Origin of the sequence: Aeromonas sp. R5-3, from assembly GCF_040908225.1 — a bacterium.
In the GTDB taxonomy this organism is placed as follows: domain Bacteria; phylum Pseudomonadota; class Gammaproteobacteria; order Enterobacterales; family Aeromonadaceae; genus Aeromonas; species Aeromonas dhakensis.
The window spans coordinates 145679-168474 of record NZ_JBFODH010000015.1; the positions used below are offsets into that span (position 1 = coordinate 145679).

A 22796-nucleotide genomic window follows, 5' to 3' on the forward strand; every position below is an offset into this window, starting at 1 on the left:
GGCCATCAACATGTACGACATCATCATCAGAGCGGGGCGCCAGGGAGATGGCCAGCTCGTCGATATCGCCATCCAGCAGGGCAAAATCGCCGCCCTTGGCACCCTGCCGGAGACGGCCATGGCGCAGCAGACCCTGGATCTCGGCGGCCGGGTGCATGTGAGCGCCGGCTGGATCGACGGCCACACCCACTGCTACCCCGCTTCCCCCCTCTATCACGATGAGCCGGACAAGGTGGGCGTGGAGTCCGGCGTCACCACCGTCATCGACGCCGGCAGCACCGGGGCCGACGACGTGGACGACTTCCAGCGTCTCGCCACTGGCTGCAAGACCCGGGTGCATGCCCTGCTCAACATCTCCCGTATCGGCCTGCTGCGCCAGAACGAGCTGGCCGACAGCCGGGACCTCGACATGGATCTCGCCTCGGCGGCCATTGCCCGCCACCCCGGCTTCATCGTCGGCATCAAGGCGCGGATGAGCGGCAGCGTGGTGGGTGAGAACGGCCTGCAGCCGCTGCGCATGGCCAAGGCACTGCAACAGGCCCACGGCCGGCTGCCGCTGATGGTACACGTGGGCAACACGCCGCCGGATCTGGACGAGATCGTCGCCCTGCTGGGGGATGGCGATCTGCTGACCCACTGCTTCAACGGCAAGCCCAACCGCATCCTGACCCCGGCCGGCGAGCTGCGCCAGGCGGTGCGTGAGGCGATGCAGCGGGGCCTCTTGCTCGACATCGGCCACGGCGGCGCCAGCTTCAGCTTCGAGGTGGCGGAATTGGCCATTGCCCAGGGGATCCTGCCCCGCACCATCAGCTCCGATATCTACTGCAAGAACCGCATCAAGGGGCCTGTCTACAGCCTGGCCCACGTGATGTCGAAGTTTCTCGCCATCGGCATGACCCTGGAGCAGGTGCTGGCCTGCGTCACCCACCATGCCGCCGATGCCCTGCGCCTGTCCGGCAAGGGGCGACTCGAGGTGGGCGCCGATGCTGACCTGACCCTGTTCGAGGTGATGAACGGCCCCACCCTCTTTACCGATACCGAAGCCGGCGCCCGCAATGGCGATCGGCAGTTGCTGCCCCTCGCCGCCCTGGTCGGTGGTGAACTGGTTCTGACTCACTATGGGAAATCACACCATGCCTTCTGTGTATGAGAAATATCAGCTCAAACCGGTGATCAACGCCTCCGGGCGCATGACCATTCTCGGCGTCTCCACCCCCGAACAGGAGGTGGTCGATGCGGTCAACTTCGGCCTCGGCCACTACTTCGAGGTGAAGGATCTGGTCAACAAGACCGGCGCCTACCTGGCCGGCTTGCTGGATGTGGAAGATGCGGTGGTGGTCTCCTGCGCCAGCGCCGGCATCGCCCAGTCGGTGGCCGCGGTGATCGTGCGCGGCGACCCCTACCGCCTCGAGCAGTTGCACGCCCATGCCCACAGTGTGCCGAGCGAAATCGTGTTGCCCAAGGGACACAACGTCAACTTCGGCGCCCCGGTCGGCACCATGGTCAACCTGGGGGGCGGCAAGGTGGTGGAGGCAGGCTACGCCAACGAGTGCTCTGCCGCCCAGCTGGCCGCCGCCATCAATCCCAATACCGCCGCCATCCTCTACATCAAGTCCCACCACTGCGTGCAAAAGAGCATTCTGTCGGTGGCCGAGGCAGCCGAGGTGGCCAAGGCCCACGGGCTCCCGCTCATCGTCGATGCCGCGGCCGAGGAGGATCTGCGTCTCTACTACAACCAGGGGGCGGATCTGGTCATCTACAGCGGCGCCAAGGCCATCGAAGGGCCAACCAGCGGCCTGGTGCTTGGCAAGCGCCAGTACGTGGAGTGGGTCAAACAGCAGGCCAACGGCATCGGCCGTGCCATGAAGGTGGGCAAAGAGGGGATCCTCGGCCTCACCCACGCCATCGAGCGCTACCTGGCCAAAGAGAAGGAGAGCGGCGCCGCCATGGTCACCAAGATGACCCCCTTCATCGAGCGCCTCAACCAGTTGCCCGGCGTCAGCGCCAAGGTGGTGTGGGACAGCGCGGGGCGCGACATCGCCCGCACCGATATCGCCTTCGACCACCAGCAGATCGGCATGACCACAATGCAGGTCGTCGCCCGTCTGCAACAGGGTACGCCGGCCATCTACTGCCGCGGCTACAAGGCCAACGAGGGGCACATCGAGATCGACGTGCGCAGCGTCACCCTGCCCCAGCTCGACCAGATCCATGCCGCCATTGCCCACCTCGTTCAGGAGAACAACTGATGTCTCTTACCCCCAATTACTACCGCGATCGGGTCTGCCTCAACGTGCTGGCCGGCTCCCGACAGAATGCCGTCGACATTTATGAAGCCGCCGAGGGTCACGTGCTGGTCGGCGTGCTCTCCAAAAACTACCCGGATGTGCCCTCCGCAGTGGCCGACATGCAGGCCTACGCCAAGCTAATCGACAATGCCCTCTCCATCGGGCTGGGGGCCGGCGATCCGCGCCAGTCCGCCATGGTGGCCGAGCTGGCTCGCCAGCTGCAGCCCCAGCACGTCAACCAGGTGTTCACCGGGGTCGGCGCCAGCCGGGCGCTGCTCGGCCAATCGCAAACGCTGGTGAATGGGCTGATCTCCCCTACCGGTACGCCGGGCATGGTGAAGATCTCCACAGGCCCGCTCAGCGCCGGGCAGCCGGACGGGATTATCCCCATCGATACCGCCATCGCCCTGCTCAAGGACATGGGTGGCAGCTCGGTCAAGTTCTTCCCCATGGGCGGGCTGACCTGCCGCGCCGAGTATCAGGCGGTGGCCGAGGCCTGTTCCCGCCACGGCTTCTGGCTGGAGCCCACCGGCGGCATCGATCTCGACAACTTCGAGGAGATAGTGCGAATTGCGCTGGATGCCGGGGTCGAGAAGGTGATCCCCCACATCTACAGCTCCATCATCGACAGCGCAAGCGGTCAGACCCGTCCCGAGGACGTGCGGACCCTGCTGGCCACGGTGAAGCGGCTGCTGGCCTGACAGCCCTCAGGCACCGGTCCGATCACTGGCCGGTGCCTGGCTTGTCATTGACTCGCTTGTTAACATCGATTTTCTATTCCGCGACAGGAGTCCGATCCCCCCTCATGACCAAGCTGCCCCACCCCAGACTCCAGCAACTGCTCACCCTGCTCCACGCCGAACCGCTGCCGCAGGAGGAGCTGGCCCGCCGCCTTAACGTCTCCACCCGCACCGTGCGCACCGACGTGGCGACCCTCAACGAGATCATCGCCACCCGGGGCGCCCACCTGATCCACCAGCGCGGCAGCGGCTATCAGCTCAAGATCTACAATCAGGAGCTGTTCGCGGCGCTGCTGGCGGCCCAGGAGCAGGAGAGCGGGTTGCCTCGCACCAGCCGTGAGCGAGTGCTGCACCTGCAGATCCTGTTGTTGACGGCGGAGCAGGGCATCAAGCTCGACGAGCTGGCGGACACCTGGTATCTGAGCCGGGCGGCACTGCAGGGGGACATGGCGGAGGTGCGGGATCGGCTCGCCCACTTCGACCTCGCCATCGACAGCAAACCCAGGCAGGGGATGCGGATCCAGGGGGGAGAGACGGCCATCCGCGCCTGCCTCACCCAGCTGCTCTATCAGGAGCTGCTGCACAGCAACCCACTGCAGAGCCTGCTGCCCAACCTCTGTCCCAGCAAGACGCTGGAGGTAGTGGGCAATCACATCCACGAGCAACTCGGCCGCCACCAGCTGCGTCTGGCCGACGAGAGTCTGCAGCAGCTCGCCATCTACTGCGCCGTCGCCCTGCTGCGCCAGGCCGCGGGCCACGAGCTGCGCCAATTCACCAGCGAGGATCTCACGGCGCCGCTGCTGGCGGTCGCCCACGACATCTATGGCGAGCTGCCGACCCTGACCCCGCCGGGGGAGGAGGAGATAGCCTGCCTCGCCATTCAGATCCAGGCCCGCCTCACCGCCGATTCCCCCCAGCTCAGCCCGGCCATGGCGGCCGAGAGCGAACAACTGGTGGAGCATCTGCTGGCCTACATCCACCAGCACTACCCCTATGACCTGCGCGGCGACCTGCAACTGCGGGCCGACCTGCAGACCCATATCAGTGCCATGCTGCTGCGGGTCAAATACCAGATTGGCAGCCACAATCCGCTGGCAGACCATATCAAGCAGTATTACCCCCTCGCCTACGACATCACGCTGGCGGCCATTTCAGAGTGGATCAAGCAGACCCCTTACCGGCTGACCCACCACGAGATAGGCTATCTGGTAATCCATATCGGGGTCGGACTGGAGCGTCACTACGACATCGGTTACACCCGCCGCCCCCAGGCGCTGCTGTTGTGCGATGCGGGCAACGCCACCTTCCGGGTGCTGGAGGCCCGCATCAAGCGGGAATATCCCCAGCTGCAGTTGACCACGCTGGAGTCGGTGCGGGATTACGAAGGGCTGGCGCGAGTCGAGCAGGATTTCGTGATCAGCACCGTCAAGGTGAGCGACAAGAACGTGCCCGTGGTGCAGGTCGCTCCCTTCCCGACCCAGTACCAGCTGGAGCAGCTCGGCAAGCTGGTGCTGGTCGATCGCACCCGCCCTTACCTGCTCGACAAGTACTTCGATGCCGACCACTTCATGGTGGTCAGCGAACCGCTCAGCCAGGGAGCGCTGTTTGATCGCATCTGCAGCCAGCTGGAGGCGGAGGATCTGGTGGAGAGCGGCTTTCGGGGATCCTTGCAGGAGCGGGAGCGGATCGTCTCCACCCTGCTGGGGGACGGCATCGCCCTGCCCCACTCCCTCGGCCTGCTGGCGCGCCGCACCCTGGTCTATACCGTGCTGGCCCCGCAGGGGATCGACTGGGGCAACGGCGAGAGCGCAACCCTCGTCTTCGTGCTGGCCATCGCCAAGGCCGACTATGAGGAGGCGATGGGGCTCTACGACCTGTTCCTGGCCTTGATGAACGAAAAAGCCAGCAGAAATCTGCTGGCTTGTCGGGACTTTGCCGCCTTCAAGGCGCTGGCACGCAGCGCACCTTGAGCATGAAGGGGCCGATTACTCCTCGTTGAAGCCCGAAGTGAACAGCGCCACCACGGCGGCCAGGGCCTCCACTTCCTCGGGCCCCTCCACCTGAACTTCCACCTGCTTGCCCTGGGCGGAGTCCAGCATCAGCAGGCCGATCACGCTGTCCGCGTCGGCCTCGACCCCCTCTTCGTTGCGCAGCAACACGTGGGCATCGAACCCCTGCACCAGCTCGAACAACATCATGGCTGGTCTGGCATGCATGCCCAGTTTGTTTTTCACTTCCACCGAGGCTGAGACGGTCATCTGATCTTCCTATTGGTCCATCAAAATTGCGGCGCACTCTTGTCGAGGGTGCGATGGCGGATCTGGACGTTCTTGCCCAGCAGGCGAAAGGCGCCGGCCAGCTGCTCGGCAATGAATACCGATCTGTGCTGACCACCGGTACAGCCAATGCCGACAGTCACATAGCTGCGATTGTTGCGCTCCAGGTGGGGCAACCAGGTCGCCAGCATGTTCTCGATCTGCAGGATGAACTGCATCACATCGGGCTGGCTGGAGAGGTAGCGGGCCACCGGCTCATCCTTGCCGGTGAACGGCTTGAGCTCGGGGATCCAGTGCGGATTGGGCAGGAAGCGGGCGTCGAACACGAAGTCGGCATCCTTGGGGATACCGTACTTGAAGCCGAACGACTCGAACACCAGCACCAGCTCGTTCTCCTTCTTGCCGAGCACCCGGGTCTTGATGAGCTCGCTCAGGTCGTGAATGCTGAGGTTGGTGGTGTCGATGCGCAGGTCGGCCGTCGAGGAGAGCGGTGCCAGCAGGTGGGTCTCTTCCCGGATCGCCTCGTCGAGCGACAGCTTGTTGCGCGACAGGGGGTGCAGCCGGCGGCTCTCGCCGTAGCGCTTGAGCAGGGTGGAGTTTTCCGCATCGAAGAAGAAACTCGTGAACTCCACACGCCCCTCGTTGCGTACCTGAGCCAGCAGGGTTTCCAGCTTGTCGGAACTCGCCGGCAGGTTGCGCACGTCGATGCTGACCGCCAGCTTGTCATACTGGCTCTCGACCGAGACGATCAACTGGGGCAGCAGGTTGACCGGCAGGTTATCCACGCAGTAATAACCAAGATCCTCCAGCACACGCAGGGCAACTGTCTTGCCCGAGCCGGAGCGCCCACTCACCACTATTAATTGCATCTTGTTCCCTCACCGCTTGGCGTCATTGCAAGGGCCTGCATCTCAGGCCGATGTCATGATCTGATAGAGTTCTTCATCGCTGGTTGCCTGGCGCAACTGGCGGCATACCGCCTTGTCGCCCAGTTTGGATGCCATCAGGGAAAGGGTCTTGAGGTGCTGCTTGCACTCGCTTTCCGGCACCAGCAGGGCAAACAGCAGGTCAACCGGTTGATTGTCGATGGAATCGAAGGGGATAGGCTCTGCGAAGGTCATCAGGATCGCGGTCGGCGGAAACTCGTCGCCGATCCGGCCGTGGGGAATGGCGATACCGGCTCCGATCCCGGTACTGCCCATCTTTTCTCGCGCCAGCAGGCACTCGAAGAGCACCTGACGAGAGGTCCCCAGGCGCTCAGCGGCTAACTCGCTGATGATCTCCAGGGCGCGTTTCTTGCTGGTACAAGGGACCGCACTTTTGGTGCAGTCCCGACTCAGTATGTGTTCAAGTTGCATGGTTATTTTTGGTTTAACTTATCTTTGTGCTTGATGATCTGCCGATCCAGCTTGTCCAGCAGGGTATCAATCGCCGCATACATGTCAGCATGCTGCGAGTTGGCGAACACCTCACCCCCGCTGACATGCAGCTTGGCTTCGGCGATCTGGTTCAGTTTTTCTACGCTCAACACCACATGAACATTGTTGATGTGGTCAAAGTGACGCTCGAGTTTGGCAAATTTGTTGTTCACATAATCACGCAGAGCTTCGGTGATCTCGACATGGTGTCCGGTCAGGTTGATTTGCATAACGTCTTCCTTTTGTTTTGCCTAAACCAGGCGTTTGCGCTGATTGGATGGCGGGATCAACAAGGATTCACGGTACTTTGCGATCGTGCGTCTCGCCACCATAATACCCTGTTCGGCCAGCAAATCCGCGATCTTGCTATCACTTAGCGGCTTGGCGGGATTCTCCGCCGTGACCAGCTTCTTGATGAGCGCGCGAATTGCGGTCGATGAGCACTCTCCTCCTCCCTCGGTGTTTACATGGCTGGAGAAAAAAAACTTCAGTTCGAAGATGCCGCGCGGCGTGTGCATGTACTTCTGGGTAGTCACCCGCGAGATGGTCGACTCGTGCATCTCCACCGCTTCGGCGATGTCGTTGAGCACCATGGGTTTCATGGCCTCTTCACCGTATTCGAAGAAGCCCTGCTGCTGCTCGACGATGCAGCTGGCCACCTTGAGCAGGGTGTCGTTGCGACTCTCCAGACTCTTGATGAACCACTTGGCTTCCTGCAGGTGGGAGCGGATGAACTGGGTATCCTGACTGGTGCGAGCCTGTCTGGCCATGGCGGCATAGGTCTCGTTGACCCGGATGCGCGGGGCCGAGTCAGGGTTGAGCTCGACCACCCACTTGTTGCCCTTCTTGACCACGGAAACATCCGGGATCACGTACTGGGATTCGCTCTGGATGACGCCGTTGCCGGGCCGCGGCTCCAGCTGCTGGATGAGATCCAGCACCTCCTTGAGGTCGTTCTCCTTCAGCTTGGTCTTGCGGGCCAAGGTGCGGTAATCGCGGTTGCCGAGCAGATCCATGTGCTCAAGGATCACCTCCCTGGCTTCGTTGAGCCAGGGCAGATCAGGTGAGTACTGGCCCAGCTGGATCAGCAGGCACTCCTGCACCGAGCGGGCGGCGATACCGACCGGATCGAAATGTTGCACCCGCTTGAGCACGGCCTCCACTTCATCGAGCTCCACCTCGACATCCTCGCTGCTCACCGCCGCCTGAATATCCTCAAGCGACACCGTCAGATAACCGGATTCGTCGATGGCATCTATGATGGCGAGGGCGATGGCGGCATCCACGTCGCTGAACGGGGTCAAGCGCATCTGCCACAACAGGTAGTCCTGCAGGTTCTCGGTGGTCTCACCCTGATAGATGCTGTCTTCCCCGTCATGGATGGGGCCTGCGCTCTGAGCCGTGCCTGCCGAATAGACCTCTTCCCAGGTGGTATCCACCGGCAGTTCGTCCGGCATCTGGTCCTGGGCCATGGCATCGCTGGAATCGAGCTGGCTGACGTCCACCTGGTCGACCGGGCTGGTCTCCTGAACGTCGTTTTCCTCTTGCTCCAGCAAGGGGTTGTTGTCGAGCGCTTGCTGAATTTCCTGCTGGAGTTCCAGAGTGGAGAGCTGGAGCAGACGAATCGCTTGTTGTAATTGCGGCGTCATGGTCAGGGACTGACCGAGACGCAACTGTAATGTCGGCTTCATCTACGTCGGGATATCCTTATGGTCAGCGAGGCAGTCGTCACAGGAAATGAAGAGATGCCCCCTTACTATAGACTGAATTGATCGCCCAAATAGACGCGCTTGACCTGCTCATCGGCGAGTATTTCCGCCGGTGCACCTTCGGCAATCATCTTGCCGTGGCTGACGATATAGGCCTTCTCACATACGTCCAGAGTCTCTCTGACGTTGTGGTCGGTGATCAAGACGCCCAGGCCTCTATCTTTGAGGTGCTGGATGATCTTCTTGATGTCTATCACAGAAATGGGGTCTACCCCGGCAAAAGGTTCATCCAGCAGGATAAAACGCGGCTCCGCCGCCAGCGCACGGGCGATCTCGACCCGGCGTCGCTCGCCGCCTGACAGGCTCTGGCCCAGGCTGTCGCGGATATGGGTGATGTTGAACTCTTCCAGCAGTTGCTGAACCTTGTCCTCCCGCTCCTCGCTGCTCAATCCCTTGCGGGTCTGCATGACCCCCATCAGGTTGTCGAACACCGACAGGCGCCGGAAGATGGAGGCCTCCTGCGGCAGATAGCCGATGCCGTTGCGGGCGCGAATATGCATGGGTTGCAGGCTGATGTCCTGATCATCGATGGTGATGAGACCGGCATCGCTCTGCACCAGCCCCACGATCATGTAGAAGGAGGTGGTCTTGCCGGCACCGTTCGGGCCGAGCAGGCCGACGATCTGACCGGTGCCCACTTCCAGACTCACATCGCTGACCACCATACGGCGCTTGTAGCTCTTCTGCAGGCCGGCTGCTTTCAACACTGCCATGGCTTATTTTCCCTGCTTCTTCTGATCGGCCGGCTTGTCGAAACTCTCGACCTGATCCGGCAGGAACACCGTCTTGACCCGCTGGTTCGGGGTCTTGCTCTCGGCAACCATCTTCTGTTTGACGATGTCGTAGCGAATGAGATCGCCATTGACCTGGCTGTCTTCCTGCTTGAGCTGACCATCGCCGGTAATGGTCACCAGCCGGTTCTTCAGCTCATAGCGGATGCTGTTGCCGTGGGCATTGACCGGCTTGCCGTTGTCCAGGATCTGGAAGAAGGTGGCTGGCTTACCATAGGCCGTCATCACCTCGGCCCCCTTCTCGCCGGAGCGGATCACCACCACCTTGTCGGCCTTGATCTTGATGGAACCCTGGGTGATGGTCACATCCTGCTCGAAGGTGATGCGATTGTCCTGCAGCTCGGCCACTTGCTTGACCGCGTCCACATAGACCTTCTCGGCAAAGTCGGACTCTTTGGCGCTCACGGTGCCGCACAGCAGCAGGGCCGCGAGGGCCAGATTAGCGTTTTTCATTGAAATAGATGGCATGGCCCTGATCCAGTAATTCGAAATATTTGCGTTCCAGATGACCCTTCAGGCCAACGCCCTCGGTCTGGAAGTCCTTACCCACTATGCTGACCTGCTGATTGCTTCTCACGTTCTGGGTCACCAGATCCAGCTCCAGATAGGGGGTATCCAGTGTGGAGATGAAGGAGGTGGGCAGCAGACCGTCCAGATGCACCTTGTCCCGCAGGATCACGTTGTCATCGGTGTTGAGCACCCCGGTCTCGGCGGTGACCTTCCACTCGGCTTCACCCTGCTTGTCGAACATGTAGACCACCGGCTTGTCGAAGGTGGCCTGTTCCAGGATCTGGTAATACTCCGCGTAGCGGGACTCCAGTCGCTCAGTGCGCAACCCCTCGGCATTGAAGCGGGTCGTCACCAGATTCTTGGCGGTGAAGTCCGGCTGATAATTTTCCACCTTGGTGGTCGGCTCCGGCGCCAGCTCGATATCGCCGAGCTGCCAGGCCGCCAGCGCCACCAGAAACAGCAGGGCGAACAACAGGGTCTGTCTGCTCATACCGAGGCCTCTGGCTGATAATCACCCAGCCCCTGGGCCTGCAGGATGAGATCGCACACCTCGCGCACCGCCCCCACACCGCCGGCCAGCCGGGTCACCATGTCGGCGCGCGCTAGCACCAGCGGATGGGCGTCGGCCACGGCAATGCCGAGGCCGCAGGCCTGCATCACCGGCAGATCGATGGTGTCATCTCCCATATAGGCTGCTTGCGATGCATCCAGTCCCAGCTTGGCCAGCAGCGCCTCGAAGTGGGGCAGCTTCTGATCCGCCCCCTGCACCAGGTGCTGCACCCCCAGGCTCTTCATCCGATCGCTGACGATGCGGGAGTTGCGCCCGGTGATGATGGCAATCTCGATGCCGGCATTGAGCAGCGCCCGCATACCGGCGCCGTCGCGAGTGCAGAAGGTTTTCAGCTCTTCGCCGTCATTTCCCATGTAGATGAGGCCGTTGGAGAGCACCCCGTCCACATCGCACACCAGCAGGCGGATCTGCGCCGCCTGATCAAACTGGCTGCGCGTCACCGGACCATAGAGGGTCGGTACGTTTTGCATCAAATTACTCCGGCTTTCAGCAGGTCGTGCATGTTGAAGGCCCCCAGCGGGCGCTTGTCGCCATCCACGACCAGTAATCCGTTGATCTTTCTGGTTTCCATCAGCTTGACGGCCTCGGCCGCCATCATCTCTGGTCCCACGGTAACACAGTTCACCGTCATGACGCGGCTGATCGGGGTGTGATGGATATCCACCTGCAGATCCAGAATGCGGCGCAGGTCGCCATCGGTGAACAGGCCGGCCAGCACGCCGTTGCTATCAACCACCGCCGTCATACCGAGTCCCTTCCGGCTCACTTCCAGCAGTGCCTGGCTGATGGTGGCATCTATCCCCACCTGGGGCAACAGCTCGCCGCTGTGCATCAGATCGCCGACTCGCAGCAGCAAGCGCTTGCCGAGCGACCCGCCCGGGTGAGAGAGAGCAAAATCGTCGGCGGTAAAACCGCGGGCTTCCAGCAGGGCCACCGCCAGCGCATCGCCCATCACCAGGGTCGCTGTGGTACTGGAGGTCGGCGCTAGCCCCAGCGGGCAGGCTTCCTTCTCCACCTTGATGCACAGGTGCACGTTGGCTTCTTTTGCCATGGTGGAGGCCGGGTTGCCGGTCATGCAGATGAGCGGAATGCCGCGGCGCTTGAGTACTGGCAGCAGGGCCAGGATCTCGTCGCTCTCACCGGAGTTGGAGATGGCGATGATGAGATCGCCGCCGGAGATCATCCCCAGATCGCCGTGGCTGGCCTCACCCGGATGGAGGAAGAAGGCGGGAGTGCCGGTGCTGGCCAGGGTCGCAGCTATCTTGCTTCCGACATGACCTGACTTACCCATGCCGGTGACCACTATCTTGCCACTGCAACGCAGTATCATCTCGCACGCCTGATCGAAGGCATCGTTCAGGTACTGGTAGAGTCCATCAATCGCTTGTTTCTCAATGTCCAGCACGGTACGGGCGCTGCGACGAAAATCGAACAGTTCAGACACTTTTTCAGACTTTACAGACATAAAGGCACAGCTCCGGGCTGAAATTTGCTGCGGGATTATAAAAAAGTCTGTCGAGATAAGCGAATCGGATACTTCTTGGGCGTAAAAGAGAGACAATTGGTTACAAAAAACTGTCGCGCGTCTGGATGGGCAGACTGTTCAATAGTTGTTCCTTGCTGTTGCTTAGACCTAGACTAGCCCATAAAATTCGCTCTTCATTTACACCGGATGGACAATTGTTTGAACGATGACCTGATCACCATCTCCGACCTGACCTTCAGTCACGGAGATCGGCTGTTATACGACGGGATAAACCTGACCATTCCCCGTGGCAAGGTCACTGCGGTCATGGGCCCCAGCGGCATCGGCAAGACCACCTTGCTGCGGTTGATCGGCGGCCAGCTCAAGCCCGAGTCCGGTCATATCCTGTTTGACGGGGAAGATATCCCCACCCTCTCCCGCTCGCGCCTGTACGAAGTGCGCAAGCGGATGAGCATGCTGTTTCAGAGCGGCGCCCTGTTTACCGGCATGACGGTATACGACAACGTGGCCTTCCCGCTGCGCGAGCACTCCGGCTTGCCCGAAGAGCTGATCCACACCATCGTCATGATGAAGCTGCAGGCGGTGGGTCTGCGCGGCGCAGCAAAGCTGATGCCCTCCGAGCTCTCCGGCGGCATGGCCAGACGCGCGGCGCTGGCCCGTTCCATCGCGCTGGATCCGGACCTCATCATGTATGACGAGCCATTCGTCGGCCAGGATCCCATCACCATGGCGGTGCTGGTGAAGCTCATCAAGGATATGAACGATGCACTCGGTATCACCTCCGTCATCGTCACCCACGACGTGAAGGAGGTGCTGAGCATCGCCGACTACGCCTATATCATCGCCAACCGCAAGGTGGTGGCGCACGGTACGCCGGCCCAGCTGCGCGAGGAGCACAATCCCGAGGTCGAGCAGTTCCTGAAGGGACTGCCCGACGGTCCTGTTCCGTTTCATTTTCCGGCAGGCGAGCTGCTACAGGATCTCTGATGTTGACAAGCCAGGTAAGCAAACTGGGGCGAAGCGGGGTGCGATTCATCAGCGCCATCGGCCGCGCCACCATCATGTTGTTTCACGCGTTGGCGGGCAAACCCGCGCCGCGCAAGCACTTTCCGCTGCTGGTACAGCAGCTCTATGTGGTCGGGGTGCAGTCGGTCGCCATCATTCTGGTGTCGGGCCTGTTCATCGGCATGGTGCTCTCGCTGCAGGGCTACAACGTCCTGAAGGACTTTGGTGCCGAGCAGAGCCTGGGCCCGCTGGTCTCCCTCTCCCTGCTGCGGGAGCTGGGTCCGGTAGTGACCGCCCTGCTGTTTGCAGGTCGTGCGGGCTCCGCCCTCACCGCCGAGATCGGTCTGATGAAGGCCACCGAGCAGCTTTCGAGCCTCGAGATGATGGCGGTAGATCCGCTGCGTCGGGTGGTGGCGCCGCGCTTCTGGGCCGGGGTCATCAGCATGCCGCTGCTGGCCTTCATGTTCAGCCTGATTGGCATCTTCGGCGGCAAGCTGGTCGGGGTGGACTGGCTGGGGGTCGATGAGGGGGGCTTCTGGTCCGCCATGCAGGCCTCCGTCGACTGGCAGGATGACATCATGCAGGGCGCCATCAAGAGCCTGATCTTCGCCCTGGTGGTCACCTGGATTGCGCTCTTTAACGGTTATGATGCCAAGCCGACATCGGCCGGGATCAGTCAGGCCACAACCCGCACCGTGGTCCACTCCTCCCTGGCCGTGCTCGGCCTGGATTTTATACTCACCGCAGTCATGTTTGGATAAGGTAAAGATGAAGTTCAGCAAAGTAGAATTCCTGGTTGGCACCTTCATGCTGGCCGGCATCGGTGCCATTCTGGCATTGGCACTACAAGTGGCCGGTTTGAGTTTCAAACCGGAAGGAGAAACCTATACCCTGCGCGCCCATTTCGATAATATCGGCGGCCTGAAAGTACGCTCTCCGGTCAAGGTGGGCGGCGTGGTGGTCGGTCGGGTCAGCGACATCAGCCTGGACGCCAAGAGCCAGGTTCCGGTCGTCTCCCTGCAGATGCAGAAGAGCGCCGGCGAGTTCTCCGAGACCAGCACCCTCTCCATCCTGACCTCAGGCCTGCTGGGTGAGCAGTACATCGGCCTGGTACCCGGTTTTACCGATGAGGAGATGGGCACCAGCATGCTCAAGGATGGCGACATTATTGAAGACACCAAATCCGCCATTGTGCTGGAAGACCTGATTGGCAAGTTCCTCTACAGCCAGTCTTCCGACACCAAGTCAGACAGCAAGTAAGGAGTAACCATGTTCAAGAAGATCGCCCTGTTGCTGGGCCTGATGACCAGCATGCTGTTTTCCCTGACCGCACAAGCCACCGATGCCACCGACCCCTATGCTCTGGTGGATCAGGCGGCCAAGCAGACCTTCGCCCGCCTGAAGGCAGATCAGGCCCAGGTGAAGAGCAATCCGGATCACCTGCGGGTGATCATCCGCGAAGAGCTGCTGCCCTACGTGGACAACCGCTTCGCCGCCTACAAGGTGCTCGGCAACCAGATCAAGCAGACCACCCCGGCCCAGCGTGACGCCTTCGTCGAGGTGTTCACCGAGTACATGGTGAGCTCCTACGCCGACGCCCTGGCTCATTTCGACAAGCAGACCGTCAAGGTCGAGCCGGGCAAGGCCGCTGGTGACAGCAACATCACCGCCGTCAACGTCAGCGTGAAAGAGGCCGGCAAGCCGGACATCTTCCTCGAGTTCAAGCTGCGCAAGAACAACAAGACCGGCGAATGGAAAGCCTTCGACATGGTCGCCGAGGGGATCAGCCTGCTCTCTGCCAAACAGAACGAGCTGGGTGGCCTCATTCGCCAGAACGGCATCGATGCGGTGATCGCCCAGCTGCGCGCCCACAATGCCAAGCCGCTGGTGCTCAAGTCATGAGACTGAGCGGCGAGCTGCAGGCGGCTCAGGTGATTGAGCTGTGGCAACGGCGGGCTGACTGGTGGCAGGAGGACCTGCTCGAGCTCGGCGACGTGACCACGCTGGATTCCGCCGGGCTGGCCCTGCTGGTCAAATGGGCCAAAGCCGCTCTGGCACGAGGCGCCACACCGCAACTGGTGGGCGCCTCCGCTGATTTCTATACCCTGGCCAACCTCTACGGGGTGGCCGGATTGTTTCAATCAACCCCGCTCACAACTGAGGACGCATAATGCAAGTCTCTGAAATTGAAGCGATACTCCTCGAGGCTCTGCCATTGTCCGAAGTCCATGTCAAAGGGGATGGCAGTCACTACCAAGTGATCGCCGTCGGTGACATGTTTGACGGCATGAGCCGGGTCAAGAAGCAGCAGGCCATCTATGCCCCGCTGATGGACAAGATCGCCAGCAACGCCATTCACGCACTCTCCATCAAGGCCTTTACCGATGCCGAGTGGAAACGCGAACGTAAATTTCTACTGCCCTCCTGATTTGGTATCAAACGTAAATGGACAAATTCAAGATCGATGGTCGTTGTACTCTCAACGGCGAAGTGACCATCTCTGGCGCCAAGAACGCCGCTCTGCCGATCCTGTTCGCCACCCTGCTGTGTGACGAGGAGATCCACCTCTCCAACGTACCGCGTCTGAAAGACGTGGGGACCACCATCAAGCTGCTGGAGATGCTGGGCGCCACCACCAAGGTGAACGGCAACGTGACCGTACTGACCGGGGCCGTGAACAACCACGTCGCCCCCTACGAGCTGGTGAAGACCATGCGCGCCTCCATCCTGGCGCTGGGCCCGCTGGCCGCCCGTTTTGGCGCGGCTGACGTCTCCCTGCCCGGCGGCTGCGCCATCGGAGCCCGTCCGGTCAACCTGCACGTGCACGGTCTGGAGCTGATGGGCGCCAAGATCGTCATCGAAGAGGGTTACATCAAGGCCCGCGTCGACGGTCGCCTGAAGGGTGCCCACATCCTGATGGACATGGTCTCCGTCACCGGCACCGAAAACCTGATGATGGCCGCCACCCTGGCTGACGGCCGTACCGTGATCGAAAACGCTGCGCGCGAGCCGGAAGTGGTCGATCTGGCCAACTTCCTCAACGCGCTGGGCGCCAAGATCCAGGGCGCTGGCACCGACACCCTGATCATCGACGGTGTCGAGCGTCTGCACGGTGGCAGTTACAGCGTCCAGCCTGACCGTATCGAAACCGGTACCTTCCTGGTGGGCGCCGCGGTCACCGGCGGCAAGATCACCTGCCGCAAGACCGACCCGACCCTGCTGGAAGCGGTTCTGGTCAAGCTGGAAGAAGCTGGCGCCCTGATTGAGAAGGGTGAAGACTGGATCACCCTCGACATGACCGGTCGCACCCTCAAACCGGTCACCATCAAGACCGCTCCCTACCCGGCCTTCCCGACCGACATGCAGGCCCAGTTCACCGTGCTGAACGCGGTGGCCAAGGGCACCGGCATGGTCACCGAGACCATCTTCGAGAACCGCTTCATGCACGTGCCCGAGCTGGTACGGATGGGCGCCGACATCGAACTGCAGGGCAACGTGGCCATCTGCCGCGACACCGAGCAGCTCAAGGGTGCCCAGGTGATGGCAACCGACCTGCGCGCCTCCGCCAGTCTGGTGCTGGCCGGCTTCGTGGCCGAAGGCTCCACCATAGTCGATCGCATCTACCACATCGACCGTGGCTACGAAGACATCGAGCAGAAGCTGCAAGGCCTCGGCGGCCGCATCGAGCGCATCAAGGGCTGATTGCTGCCCCTGAGCAAAGCCGATACAAAAAGGCCCCTCGCACAGCGAGGGGCCTTTTTCATGGCTGCAATCCGCTGATGCCGGGATCAGTGGCCGGCCAGCTTCATGTTCTCGACCAGCACAGAGCCTGTCTTGAGGCTGGAGCGCTCATCTTCGTCGCTGCCCACCGCCACGATATGGCTGAACATCTCGGCCAGATTGCCGGCGATGGTGATCTCCTCGACCGGATAGGCTATCTCGCCGTTCTCCACCCAGAAACCGGCGGCGCCGCGGGAGTAGTCGCCATTGACGATGTTGACCCCCTGCCCCATCAGCTCGGTCACCAGCAGGCCGGTGCCCATCTCCTTGAGCATGCCATTGAAATCCTGACCTGTGCTGGAGACCTGCCAGTTGTGGATGCCGCCGGCGTGGCCTGTGCTGGTCAGCCCCAGCTTGCGGGCGGAGTAGGAGGTAAGCAGCCAGCTCATCAGCTCGCCATTGCGCACTATGTCCATGTCGCGGGTAAGCACCCCTTCCCCATCGAACGGGGTACTGGCGAGCCCCCCCAGCAGGTGGGGGAACTCCTGGATGGTGAGCCATTCGGGCAGGATCTGCTTGCCCAGCTTCTCCAGCAGGAAGCTCGACTTGCGGTAGAGGTTGCCGCCGCTGATGGCCATCACCAGATGGCCCCAGAGCCCGGCCGCGGTATCGGGATGGAACAGGACGGGTGCATGGCGGGTGGCGATCTTGCGGGCACCGAGGCGGGAGACGGTGCGCTCCACCGCCTCATCGGCAATGCGCTGCGGGCTCCAGAGCCCCTCCAGGGTACGGCTGGAGGAGTAGCCGTAATCGCGCTGCATGTCGCCATCCTGCTCGCCGATCAGCACGCAGCTCAGGGAGTTGCGCGAGGCGGCATAGCCTTTGACGAAGCCGTGACTGTTGCCATAGACCTTGATGCCGAGGTGGCTGGAGAAACCGGCACCGTCGGAGTGCTTGATGCGGGCATCGCGCCCCAACGCCAACCGTTCGCACTCGGTGGCCAGCTCGATGCCATATTGGGGATCCAGCGCGACCGGGTGGCACAGCTGCAGATCCGGGGCGTTCCAGGCCAGCAGATCTGCATCTGCCAGACCGGCGCACTCGTCAGGGGAGGTATGGCGGGCAATCTCCATGGCCGCTTCCACGGCGGCGCGAATGGCCGACGGGCTCAGATCCGTGGTGGACGAGGAGCCCTTGCAGCCATCGCGATAGACGGCGATGCCGAGCGCGCCATCCTTGTTGAATTCGATGCTTTCCAGTTCACAACCGCGGGTGTTGACCGACAGCCCGGTCTGTTTGCTGATGGAGACTTCGGCCAGCGAGGCGCCCAGCCCCTTGGCGATATCCAGGGCCTCGGCAACCACGGCCTCGAGATGGGCTTGATCCTGGCGGATTTGGTCTTGCTGATCCATAACTCACATCTGTATGAAGGAAGGAAAGGGGCTAAGCATATCAGACCCCTGCGCCCAGCGGGAGAAGCTGGTAACATATCCGCCAAACGTGAATGACAGGAATCAAGAGACCGATGAGTCAATATCAAGACGACAACGAGTGGGAAGACTGGGGCCCCAGCAAGAGCCAGCTCAAGCGTGATGCCGAGGCGCTGCAGAAGATGGGGGAAGAGATCGTCTCCCTCAGCCACAGCGAACTGGAGAAGATCCCGCTGGATGAAGAGCTGGCCGAAGCGGTCGAACTGGGCCGCAAGCTCAAGCCGAAGAAGGACGAGTCTTTCCGCCGCCACCTGCAGTTCATCGGCCGGTTGATGCGCAGCCGCGATGTGGAGCCCATCGTCGAGGCGCTCTCCATCATCAAGAATCGCCACTCCACCGTCAACGCCCGCCTGCACCGGCTGGAACAGTGGCGCGAGCGGCTGATCAACGAAGGCGACAGCGCCCTCAACGAGCTGATGTCCCAGTTCCACGAGCTGGACCGCCAGAAGCTGCGCCAGCTGATCCGCACCGCAAACAAGGAGCGGGAGCTGAACAAGCCGCCGGTGGCCTATCGCGAGATGTACCAGTATCTGCGCGGCGAGATAGAAGATTTGCTGTAAGTGATGACTCACCTTCGCCGCCAGGTGGCGGTCAGCATAAAATGAAACGGGGCCTATACGGCCCCGTTTTTCATGGCGTGATGCGTCAGTTACCTGCTACGCACTGGGTGTGGGTTTCCGGTTGCAGATAGGGCATCAGCAGCGGAGCCATCCCCTTGAGCACCTGTACCGGCAGGGCCGAGGTGAAGCGGAACTTGTCGGACTGGCTGCCGGGCACATAGGCCGTCAGGGTGCCGAAGTGATCATCCCCGATGTAGAAGACGAAGGTGGCGGTCCGGTTGCGGGCCAGCGAGCTGGTCACGTTGCCGTAGCGGCCCACCGTCTCGATCCGGTTGTCACCGGTCCCCGTCTTGCCTCCCATCTGCAGCACTGTGCCGTCCGGCAGGGCGAAGGCACCGGCGATGCGCCTGGCGGTGCCCCCTTCCACCACCTTCGACAACGCGTTGCGCAGGGCGGTGGCCACTTCGACCGGCAATACCCGGGTCCCCTCGGTCTGCGCCGGCGTGAACTCTGTCTCGAACGGCGTGCCCTTGGCAAACGAGAGGTGCTCGATACGCAGGGTCGGCGCGCGGATGCCGCCATTCTGGATGATCCCCATCAGCTCGGCCAACGCGGCAGGACGGTCGCCCGAGCTGCCCAGCGCGGTCGCCAGCGACGGCACCAGGTGATCGAACGGATAGCCCAGTCTGGCCCAGCGCTGATGGATATCGAGGAAGGCCTCGACCTCCAGCATGGTGCGGATCCGGCTGTCGCGGGCGCTGCGGTGCCGGGTCTTGAATAGCCAGCTGTAGACCTCCTGCCGCTCGTCCCGGCTCGCCTCGACGGCATCGGCGAAGGTCGCCTTGTCAAACTCCTTGAGATAGGAGAGCAGCCACAGCTCCAGCGGGTGTACCCGGGCGATATAGCCCTGATCCGGCAGCGAATACTTGCCAGGACCATAGCTGGTGTAGAGCTGTTCGATGCGCCGCTCGCTCAGTTTCTCCCGCGGCAGGCGCTTGGCCAGGAAGGCCGCGAAGGTCTCCTGCGAGGCATCCGGCATCAGGTAGCGGTGTACGGCGGCAAGGCGCACCGCGCTGGGCTTGAGACCATCCAGGAAGGTGTCGAGCTGCTCCTCTGGAGTCTTGCCACGGTATTTGCGCCAGAAGCGCAGCAGATAGGTCTGTCCCTCCTTGTCTGCAAACTTGGCCAGATATTCGGTGCGGCGCGGATCCTTGTCATCCTTGAGCAACTGGGCGCGGTTGCCCTCCCGATAGAGGCTGTAGCGAACGATATCGCGCATCAAGCGTACGAACGGCAGGTTGATGGACTCACGCAGGGCATCGCGAATGGCCAGAATGCGGCCGTTGTCTTCGCGCCGGAAGTTGTTGAAGGTGTGCATGCCGCCACCGGTGAAGAACCCTTCGTTCGGGCTGGCGGAATACTTGCGATCCAGCGCAGCCTCCAGCATCAGGGGCAGGCTCTTGTCCTTGGCAGTCATCAGGTAAGAGACGGCCCAGCGGCTGATGTTGTCCTGATCCGACACCTCAATCTTGCGCAGGCTCTCGGCCGACATGCCGGCATAACTGTCGTGCAGCTCGGAGACGATCTCCAGATAGGTGGTCAGCACCCGCAGCTTGGCGGTAGAGCCCAACTCCAGCTTGCTGCCCTCGTTGATGTCGAACGGCTGATCCGTGTTGTCGGTCTGCACCCGCACCTTGAAGCCCTGCGGCGATTTCTCGAACAGGGTGAAGCTGTACTTCACATCCCCTGTCTTCTCCGGCGAGAGCAGGCGCTCACCAAACAGGCCGACCTGAGCGGCAAACGTCGGATCAGCCAACTGTTGCAGGTAATGGGAAACCTCGTTTTGCAGCGGCATGTTGAGGCTGGTGTCGGCCGTCAGATCGAGCCGGTCCAGATCGTAGAGCTGCACCCCGAGCTGACGGCTGAGACGGGTACGGGCAACCTGCAACCCCTTGTTGTTGTTGACCTTGGTCACCGCGGGGGACTGCAGGAAATCACGGAAGGTGATCTTGGCCTTCAGCGCAGCCTCCATCAGCGGCGGCGTGATCATCCCTTCCTGCACGAACAAACGCAGATAGCTGTCGGTCAGAGTGGCCAGAGCCTCTCGTCCCTGAGCCAGGTAATAGGAGGGGCGGCGATGGGCAATCATCAACGAGACTACCTGACGCAGTGCCAGCCCCTGCTCCGCCAGCGAGGCATCCTGGTTGCGAGCGGGATCCAGCAGCCGGTTCACCTCGTCAACATTGGCACCGAACCAGACCCAGAGGCCATCACCCAGACCGTGCACCTCGCCATAACCGGGGGCCGCCGAGAGTGGCACCGAGTTGAGATAGGCCCAGGCAACCAGCTTGCGCGCCTCCAGGGTCTCCGGCCCAAGCCGGTAAGCCCGTACGCTGGCGGACGCCATCTGGCGGATCTTCTCGGTGGGGGAGAGCGTCAGGCCATCCGGCGAGTGGCGATACTTCTCGACCTGGGTCGCCAGGGTACTGCCGCCAGCCGACTGATCCTGCATATCGAGCGCCTTGCCCACCTGGGACATGGCCGCCTTGGCAAAACGGGGCCAGTCCACGGCCGGGTTGGCCAGCGGATGTTCATTGCTGAGCAGATCGCGGTTCTCGATGAACAGCAGCGACTGGATTACCAGCGGCGGGATGGAGGCAAAGTCCGGATAATAGTGGGTCGGATACTTGAACTGATAGAAGGGTTCCGCCCGGCAATCATGCAGGGTCAGGCCGGCCTGGACCTTCTCGGTATAGGGGACGAAGAAGCCGCGGCTGGCGTAGTCATACAAGGCATCGGAGAAATGCACCTGCTCGCTGACCTGATAGCCGCGCTGCAGCAGACGCTCCTGCATCATGGGCAGCAGCACATAACCCAGCCGCTTGTCGAAAGGGCCATCCTCGGGGAAGGCAATCTGCTTGCTGAGACCGGGCTCGACCTGATAGGTCAGCTTGGCGGCATAGCGGGAGATCTCCTGCGACTGCAGGCGCGATGTCTGCATCTCATAGCCCACCAGAGCAATCACGGCGGCCAGGCACAGCAAAAAGAGAAAGCAGAACAGCCAGCGCCACCAGGGACGACGCTTGCGCTTGTACTTCCCGTCCGCGCTTGGGACAGATGAATCCTGATATGCCACTTTGTTCAAATCCGTCTGTTCTGATGCGCCCATATCAGCCCCACCATGGTTGCGCAATTTATTGTGTTTCACTCAAGCTTAGTCTTTTCAAGTCAATGGCTTGAAATCTATTGACCGCTTTGTAGTGATGGTAACAGGGCGATCATGAAAAGGGGAGCCGATTGTTGCAGAGCGGCGAGAGATCCGAGCTGATGACAGAAAGCAAAACACCGGCCATAGGCCGGTGTTTTGAGTAAATAATGAGCGAGCTTACTTGCTGGAGCTCATCGCCTTGAGCTTGGTGCTCAGGTCTTTACGCTCCTTGGAGAGCTCGGCGTTTTTGATGATGTGATCATCCACCCGCTCCTCATAGTCGGCGCGCATGTTGGCGATGATGGCCTGAACCTCATCGATGCTCATGCCAGGCTTGATGTAATCGCTCAGGTTGTCGAGCAGCAGCACCCGCTTCTGGTTGTCACGGATCTTCTTCTCATTGTCTGCGATTTCACGCTTGAGCTTGTTCTGACGACGGGACATACGCACATATTCCAGTACATCGCTGAAGGTGGACTTGTTTACTTGTTCCATATCGATACCACTGACGTAAGGTTGATAAAAGCAGGCCAAGTTGCATCCGTACCAGGGAAACGAGCATGAGAGAGTACGGGCCAACCCAAGATGCCCTTTACTCTACCGGGTTATGAAGCAGATACAACCCTAATCGCAGCTCTGGCGCCGGGTTTCGGCAGAGGAGATCCGAGTGGAGAATAATCCGTGAGGCAGGCACTGAGCATGCATCGAAGAACCGCGGTCAAATATGAATCAAGCTGAATTTCAGGCAATAAAAAAAGCCCGCTCAGATGAGCGGGCTTCTTCAATTGGGTGCCTGGCAGTGTCCTACTCTCGCATGGCGAATGCCACACTACCATCGGCGCTACAGCGTTTCACTTCTGAGTTCGGCATGGGGTCAGGTGGTTCCACTGCGCTATTGCCGCCAGGCAAAATCTTCAATCTGAAAAAGCTGATTTAGTTATTCGTTCTCGGTATCTGCTACAAG

General features: G+C 61.2%; 25 protein-coding genes and 1 rRNA gene. 12 read left to right on the forward strand and 14 right to left on the reverse strand.

Features of this window, described 5'->3' with window-relative positions; all coding sequences use genetic code 11:
- Positions 1–10 precede the first annotated feature (10 nt).
- From AB5Y95_RS07265 to AB5Y95_RS07280, 4 genes are all read left to right on the forward strand, one after another.
- Positions 11–1150: an amidohydrolase/deacetylase family metallohydrolase gene (locus AB5Y95_RS07265; RefSeq protein WP_368160272.1), complete on the forward strand. Its 1140-nt coding sequence runs from the start codon at positions 11–13 to the stop codon at positions 1148–1150.
- Positions 1134–2249 (forward strand): DgaE family pyridoxal phosphate-dependent ammonia lyase, encoded by a 1116-nt coding sequence (locus tag AB5Y95_RS07270; protein ID WP_323992664.1) that lies wholly within the window; start codon positions 1134–1136, stop codon positions 2247–2249. The genes AB5Y95_RS07265 and AB5Y95_RS07270 overlap by 17 nt, the downstream gene beginning before the upstream one ends.
- The gene (locus AB5Y95_RS07275; protein ID WP_323992662.1) at positions 2249–2989 is read left to right on the forward strand and encodes a KDGP aldolase family protein; all 741 of its coding nucleotides are present in this window, start codon (positions 2249–2251) and stop codon (positions 2987–2989) included. Before AB5Y95_RS07270 ends, AB5Y95_RS07275 begins: the two co-directional genes overlap by 1 nt.
- 104 nt (positions 2990–3093) lie before the next feature.
- Positions 3094–4998 (forward strand): transcription antiterminator, encoded by a 1905-nt coding sequence (locus tag AB5Y95_RS07280; protein ID WP_017766400.1) that lies wholly within the window; start codon positions 3094–3096, stop codon positions 4996–4998.
- 15 nt (positions 4999–5013) lie between these two features.
- Here the strand turns inward: AB5Y95_RS07280 and npr are convergent, their stop codons facing one another.
- The 10 genes from npr to AB5Y95_RS07330 form a co-directional block, all read right to left on the reverse strand.
- The gene (npr, locus tag AB5Y95_RS07285; RefSeq protein WP_005305943.1) at positions 5014–5286 is read right to left on the reverse strand and encodes a PTS phosphocarrier protein NPr; all 273 of its coding nucleotides are present in this window, start codon (positions 5284–5286) and stop codon (positions 5014–5016) included.
- 20 nt (positions 5287–5306) lie between these two features.
- Positions 5307–6173: an RNase adapter RapZ gene (gene rapZ, locus AB5Y95_RS07290; protein ID WP_005305946.1), complete on the reverse strand. Its 867-nt coding sequence runs from the start codon at positions 6171–6173 to the stop codon at positions 5307–5309.
- 42 nt (positions 6174–6215) lie between these two features.
- Positions 6216–6662: a PTS IIA-like nitrogen regulatory protein PtsN gene (gene ptsN, locus AB5Y95_RS07295; RefSeq protein WP_005305951.1), complete on the reverse strand. Its 447-nt coding sequence runs from the start codon at positions 6660–6662 to the stop codon at positions 6216–6218.
- A 2-nt stretch (positions 6663–6664) separates the two neighbouring features.
- Positions 6665–6952 (reverse strand): ribosome hibernation promoting factor, encoded by a 288-nt coding sequence (hpf, locus tag AB5Y95_RS07300; protein ID WP_005305957.1) that lies wholly within the window; start codon positions 6950–6952, stop codon positions 6665–6667.
- A gap of 21 nt (positions 6953–6973) precedes the next feature.
- The gene (locus AB5Y95_RS07305) at positions 6974–8413 is read right to left on the reverse strand and encodes an RNA polymerase factor sigma-54 (protein WP_010635929.1); all 1440 of its coding nucleotides are present in this window, start codon (positions 8411–8413) and stop codon (positions 6974–6976) included.
- Positions 8414–8478: 65 nt separating this feature from the next.
- On the reverse strand, positions 8479–9204 hold the full coding sequence (lptB, locus tag AB5Y95_RS07310; protein ID WP_368160277.1) for an LPS export ABC transporter ATP-binding protein: 726 nt from the start codon (positions 9202–9204) through the stop codon (positions 8479–8481).
- A gap of 3 nt (positions 9205–9207) precedes the next feature.
- The gene (gene lptA / locus AB5Y95_RS07315) at positions 9208–9735 is read right to left on the reverse strand and encodes a lipopolysaccharide transport periplasmic protein LptA (protein WP_010635928.1); all 528 of its coding nucleotides are present in this window, start codon (positions 9733–9735) and stop codon (positions 9208–9210) included.
- Complete coding sequence (gene lptC / locus AB5Y95_RS07320) at positions 9722–10282, reverse strand: LPS export ABC transporter periplasmic protein LptC (protein WP_268009775.1); 561 nt, start codon at positions 10280–10282, stop codon at positions 9722–9724. Before lptC ends, lptA begins: the two co-directional genes overlap by 14 nt.
- Positions 10279–10833, reverse strand: a complete 555-nt coding sequence (gene kdsC / locus AB5Y95_RS07325) for a 3-deoxy-manno-octulosonate-8-phosphatase KdsC (protein WP_017766397.1) — start codon at positions 10831–10833, stop codon at positions 10279–10281. Before kdsC ends, lptC begins: the two co-directional genes overlap by 4 nt.
- The gene (locus AB5Y95_RS07330) at positions 10833–11828 is read right to left on the reverse strand and encodes a KpsF/GutQ family sugar-phosphate isomerase (protein ID WP_024943091.1); all 996 of its coding nucleotides are present in this window, start codon (positions 11826–11828) and stop codon (positions 10833–10835) included. The genes kdsC and AB5Y95_RS07330 overlap by 1 nt, the downstream gene beginning before the upstream one ends.
- A gap of 207 nt (positions 11829–12035) precedes the next feature.
- Here AB5Y95_RS07330 and mlaF point away from each other — a divergent pair, with 207 nt between their 5' ends.
- Genes mlaF through murA form a run of 7 tightly spaced genes read left to right on the forward strand, consistent with a single transcriptional unit; the run spans position 12036 to position 16556 of the window.
- Entirely contained in the window at positions 12036–12836 is an 801-nt protein-coding gene (mlaF, locus tag AB5Y95_RS07335; RefSeq protein WP_005305979.1) for a phospholipid ABC transporter ATP-binding protein MlaF, read from the forward strand.
- Complete coding sequence (gene mlaE / locus AB5Y95_RS07340) at positions 12836–13615, forward strand: lipid asymmetry maintenance ABC transporter permease subunit MlaE (RefSeq protein WP_005305981.1); 780 nt, start codon at positions 12836–12838, stop codon at positions 13613–13615. Before mlaF ends, mlaE begins: the two co-directional genes overlap by 1 nt.
- A gap of 7 nt (positions 13616–13622) precedes the next feature.
- On the forward strand, positions 13623–14114 hold the full coding sequence (gene mlaD, locus AB5Y95_RS07345) for an outer membrane lipid asymmetry maintenance protein MlaD (RefSeq protein WP_368160281.1): 492 nt from the start codon (positions 13623–13625) through the stop codon (positions 14112–14114).
- 9 nt (positions 14115–14123) lie between these two features.
- Complete coding sequence (gene mlaC, locus AB5Y95_RS07350; RefSeq protein ID WP_017409367.1) at positions 14124–14756, forward strand: phospholipid-binding protein MlaC; 633 nt, start codon at positions 14124–14126, stop codon at positions 14754–14756.
- Positions 14753–15025: a lipid asymmetry maintenance protein MlaB gene (locus AB5Y95_RS07355; protein WP_005305991.1), complete on the forward strand. Its 273-nt coding sequence runs from the start codon at positions 14753–14755 to the stop codon at positions 15023–15025. The genes mlaC and AB5Y95_RS07355 overlap by 4 nt, the downstream gene beginning before the upstream one ends.
- Positions 15025–15282, forward strand: a complete 258-nt coding sequence (gene ibaG / locus AB5Y95_RS07360; RefSeq protein WP_005306001.1) for a BolA family iron metabolism protein IbaG — start codon at positions 15025–15027, stop codon at positions 15280–15282. The genes AB5Y95_RS07355 and ibaG overlap by 1 nt, the downstream gene beginning before the upstream one ends.
- A gap of 17 nt (positions 15283–15299) precedes the next feature.
- Positions 15300–16556: a UDP-N-acetylglucosamine 1-carboxyvinyltransferase gene (gene murA, locus AB5Y95_RS07365; RefSeq protein WP_010635923.1), complete on the forward strand. Its 1257-nt coding sequence runs from the start codon at positions 15300–15302 to the stop codon at positions 16554–16556.
- A gap of 86 nt (positions 16557–16642) precedes the next feature.
- On the opposite strand, the gene pmbA is transcribed toward murA, so the two are convergent.
- A complete protein-coding gene (gene pmbA, locus AB5Y95_RS07370) occupies positions 16643–17986 on the reverse strand; it encodes a metalloprotease PmbA (protein WP_139725712.1) in 1344 nt (447 codons plus the stop codon).
- Positions 17987–18099: 113 nt separating this feature from the next.
- On the opposite strand from pmbA, the gene yjgA reads away from it, so the two are divergent.
- Positions 18100–18624, forward strand: coding sequence for a ribosome biogenesis factor YjgA (gene yjgA, locus AB5Y95_RS07375; protein WP_010635921.1), 525 nt, complete (start codon positions 18100–18102; stop codon positions 18622–18624).
- 85 nt (positions 18625–18709) lie between these two features.
- On the opposite strand, the gene AB5Y95_RS07380 is transcribed toward yjgA, so the two are convergent.
- From AB5Y95_RS07380 to rrf, 3 genes are all read right to left on the reverse strand, one after another.
- Complete coding sequence (locus tag AB5Y95_RS07380; RefSeq protein ID WP_368160284.1) at positions 18710–21793, reverse strand: transglycosylase domain-containing protein; 3084 nt, start codon at positions 21791–21793, stop codon at positions 18710–18712.
- A gap of 216 nt (positions 21794–22009) precedes the next feature.
- Complete coding sequence (gene tmaR, locus AB5Y95_RS07385) at positions 22010–22327, reverse strand: PTS system regulator TmaR (protein WP_215270114.1); 318 nt, start codon at positions 22325–22327, stop codon at positions 22010–22012.
- Between the two features lie 296 nt (positions 22328–22623).
- A 5S ribosomal RNA gene (gene rrf, locus AB5Y95_RS07390) occupies positions 22624–22738 on the reverse strand.
- Positions 22739–22796: the final 58 nt, after the last annotated feature.

What these genes read in the sequence shown, in the direction of transcription:
- AB5Y95_RS07265 (WP_368160272.1), top strand. Translation starts at nt 11, where the DNA reads ATGTACGACATCATCATCAGAGCGGGGCGCCAGGGAGATGGCCAGCTC.
- mlaF (WP_005305979.1), top strand. Translation starts at nt 12,036, where the DNA reads ATGGACAATTGTTTGAACGATGACCTGATCACCATCTCCGACCTGACC.
- AB5Y95_RS07275 (WP_323992662.1), top strand. Translation starts at nt 2,249, where the DNA reads ATGTCTCTTACCCCCAATTACTACCGCGATCGGGTCTGCCTCAACGTG.
- ibaG (WP_005306001.1), top strand. Translation starts at nt 15,025, where the DNA reads ATGCAAGTCTCTGAAATTGAAGCGATACTCCTCGAGGCTCTGCCATTG.
- AB5Y95_RS07270 (WP_323992664.1), top strand. Translation starts at nt 1,134, where the DNA reads ATGCCTTCTGTGTATGAGAAATATCAGCTCAAACCGGTGATCAACGCC.
- lptB (WP_368160277.1), bottom strand. Translation starts at nt 9,204, where the DNA reads ATGGCAGTGTTGAAAGCAGCCGGCCTGCAGAAGAGCTACAAGCGCCGT.
- AB5Y95_RS07330 (WP_024943091.1), bottom strand. Translation starts at nt 11,828, where the DNA reads ATGTCTGTAAAGTCTGAAAAAGTGTCTGAACTGTTCGATTTTCGTCGC.
- pmbA (WP_139725712.1), bottom strand. Translation starts at nt 17,986, where the DNA reads ATGGATCAGCAAGACCAAATCCGCCAGGATCAAGCCCATCTCGAGGCC.
- AB5Y95_RS07305 (WP_010635929.1), bottom strand. Translation starts at nt 8,413, where the DNA reads ATGAAGCCGACATTACAGTTGCGTCTCGGTCAGTCCCTGACCATGACG.
- ptsN (WP_005305951.1), bottom strand. Translation starts at nt 6,662, where the DNA reads ATGCAACTTGAACACATACTGAGTCGGGACTGCACCAAAAGTGCGGTC.
- kdsC (WP_017766397.1), bottom strand. Translation starts at nt 10,833, where the DNA reads ATGCAAAACGTACCGACCCTCTATGGTCCGGTGACGCGCAGCCAGTTT.
- mlaE (WP_005305981.1), top strand. Translation starts at nt 12,836, where the DNA reads ATGTTGACAAGCCAGGTAAGCAAACTGGGGCGAAGCGGGGTGCGATTC.
- AB5Y95_RS07380 (WP_368160284.1), bottom strand. Translation starts at nt 21,793, where the DNA reads ATGGGCGCATCAGAACAGACGGATTTGAACAAAGTGGCATATCAGGAT.
- AB5Y95_RS07355 (WP_005305991.1), top strand. Translation starts at nt 14,753, where the DNA reads ATGAGACTGAGCGGCGAGCTGCAGGCGGCTCAGGTGATTGAGCTGTGG.
- murA (WP_010635923.1), top strand. Translation starts at nt 15,300, where the DNA reads ATGGACAAATTCAAGATCGATGGTCGTTGTACTCTCAACGGCGAAGTG.
- npr (WP_005305943.1), bottom strand. Translation starts at nt 5,286, where the DNA reads ATGACCGTCTCAGCCTCGGTGGAAGTGAAAAACAAACTGGGCATGCAT.
- lptA (WP_010635928.1), bottom strand. Translation starts at nt 9,735, where the DNA reads ATGAAAAACGCTAATCTGGCCCTCGCGGCCCTGCTGCTGTGCGGCACC.
- yjgA (WP_010635921.1), top strand. Translation starts at nt 18,100, where the DNA reads ATGAGTCAATATCAAGACGACAACGAGTGGGAAGACTGGGGCCCCAGC.
- rapZ (WP_005305946.1), bottom strand. Translation starts at nt 6,173, where the DNA reads ATGCAATTAATAGTGGTGAGTGGGCGCTCCGGCTCGGGCAAGACAGTT.
- mlaC (WP_017409367.1), top strand. Translation starts at nt 14,124, where the DNA reads ATGTTCAAGAAGATCGCCCTGTTGCTGGGCCTGATGACCAGCATGCTG.
- tmaR (WP_215270114.1), bottom strand. Translation starts at nt 22,327, where the DNA reads ATGGAACAAGTAAACAAGTCCACCTTCAGCGATGTACTGGAATATGTG.
- mlaD (WP_368160281.1), top strand. Translation starts at nt 13,623, where the DNA reads ATGAAGTTCAGCAAAGTAGAATTCCTGGTTGGCACCTTCATGCTGGCC.
- AB5Y95_RS07280 (WP_017766400.1), top strand. Translation starts at nt 3,094, where the DNA reads ATGACCAAGCTGCCCCACCCCAGACTCCAGCAACTGCTCACCCTGCTC.
- lptC (WP_268009775.1), bottom strand. Translation starts at nt 10,282, where the DNA reads ATGAGCAGACAGACCCTGTTGTTCGCCCTGCTGTTTCTGGTGGCGCTG.
- hpf (WP_005305957.1), bottom strand. Translation starts at nt 6,952, where the DNA reads ATGCAAATCAACCTGACCGGACACCATGTCGAGATCACCGAAGCTCTG.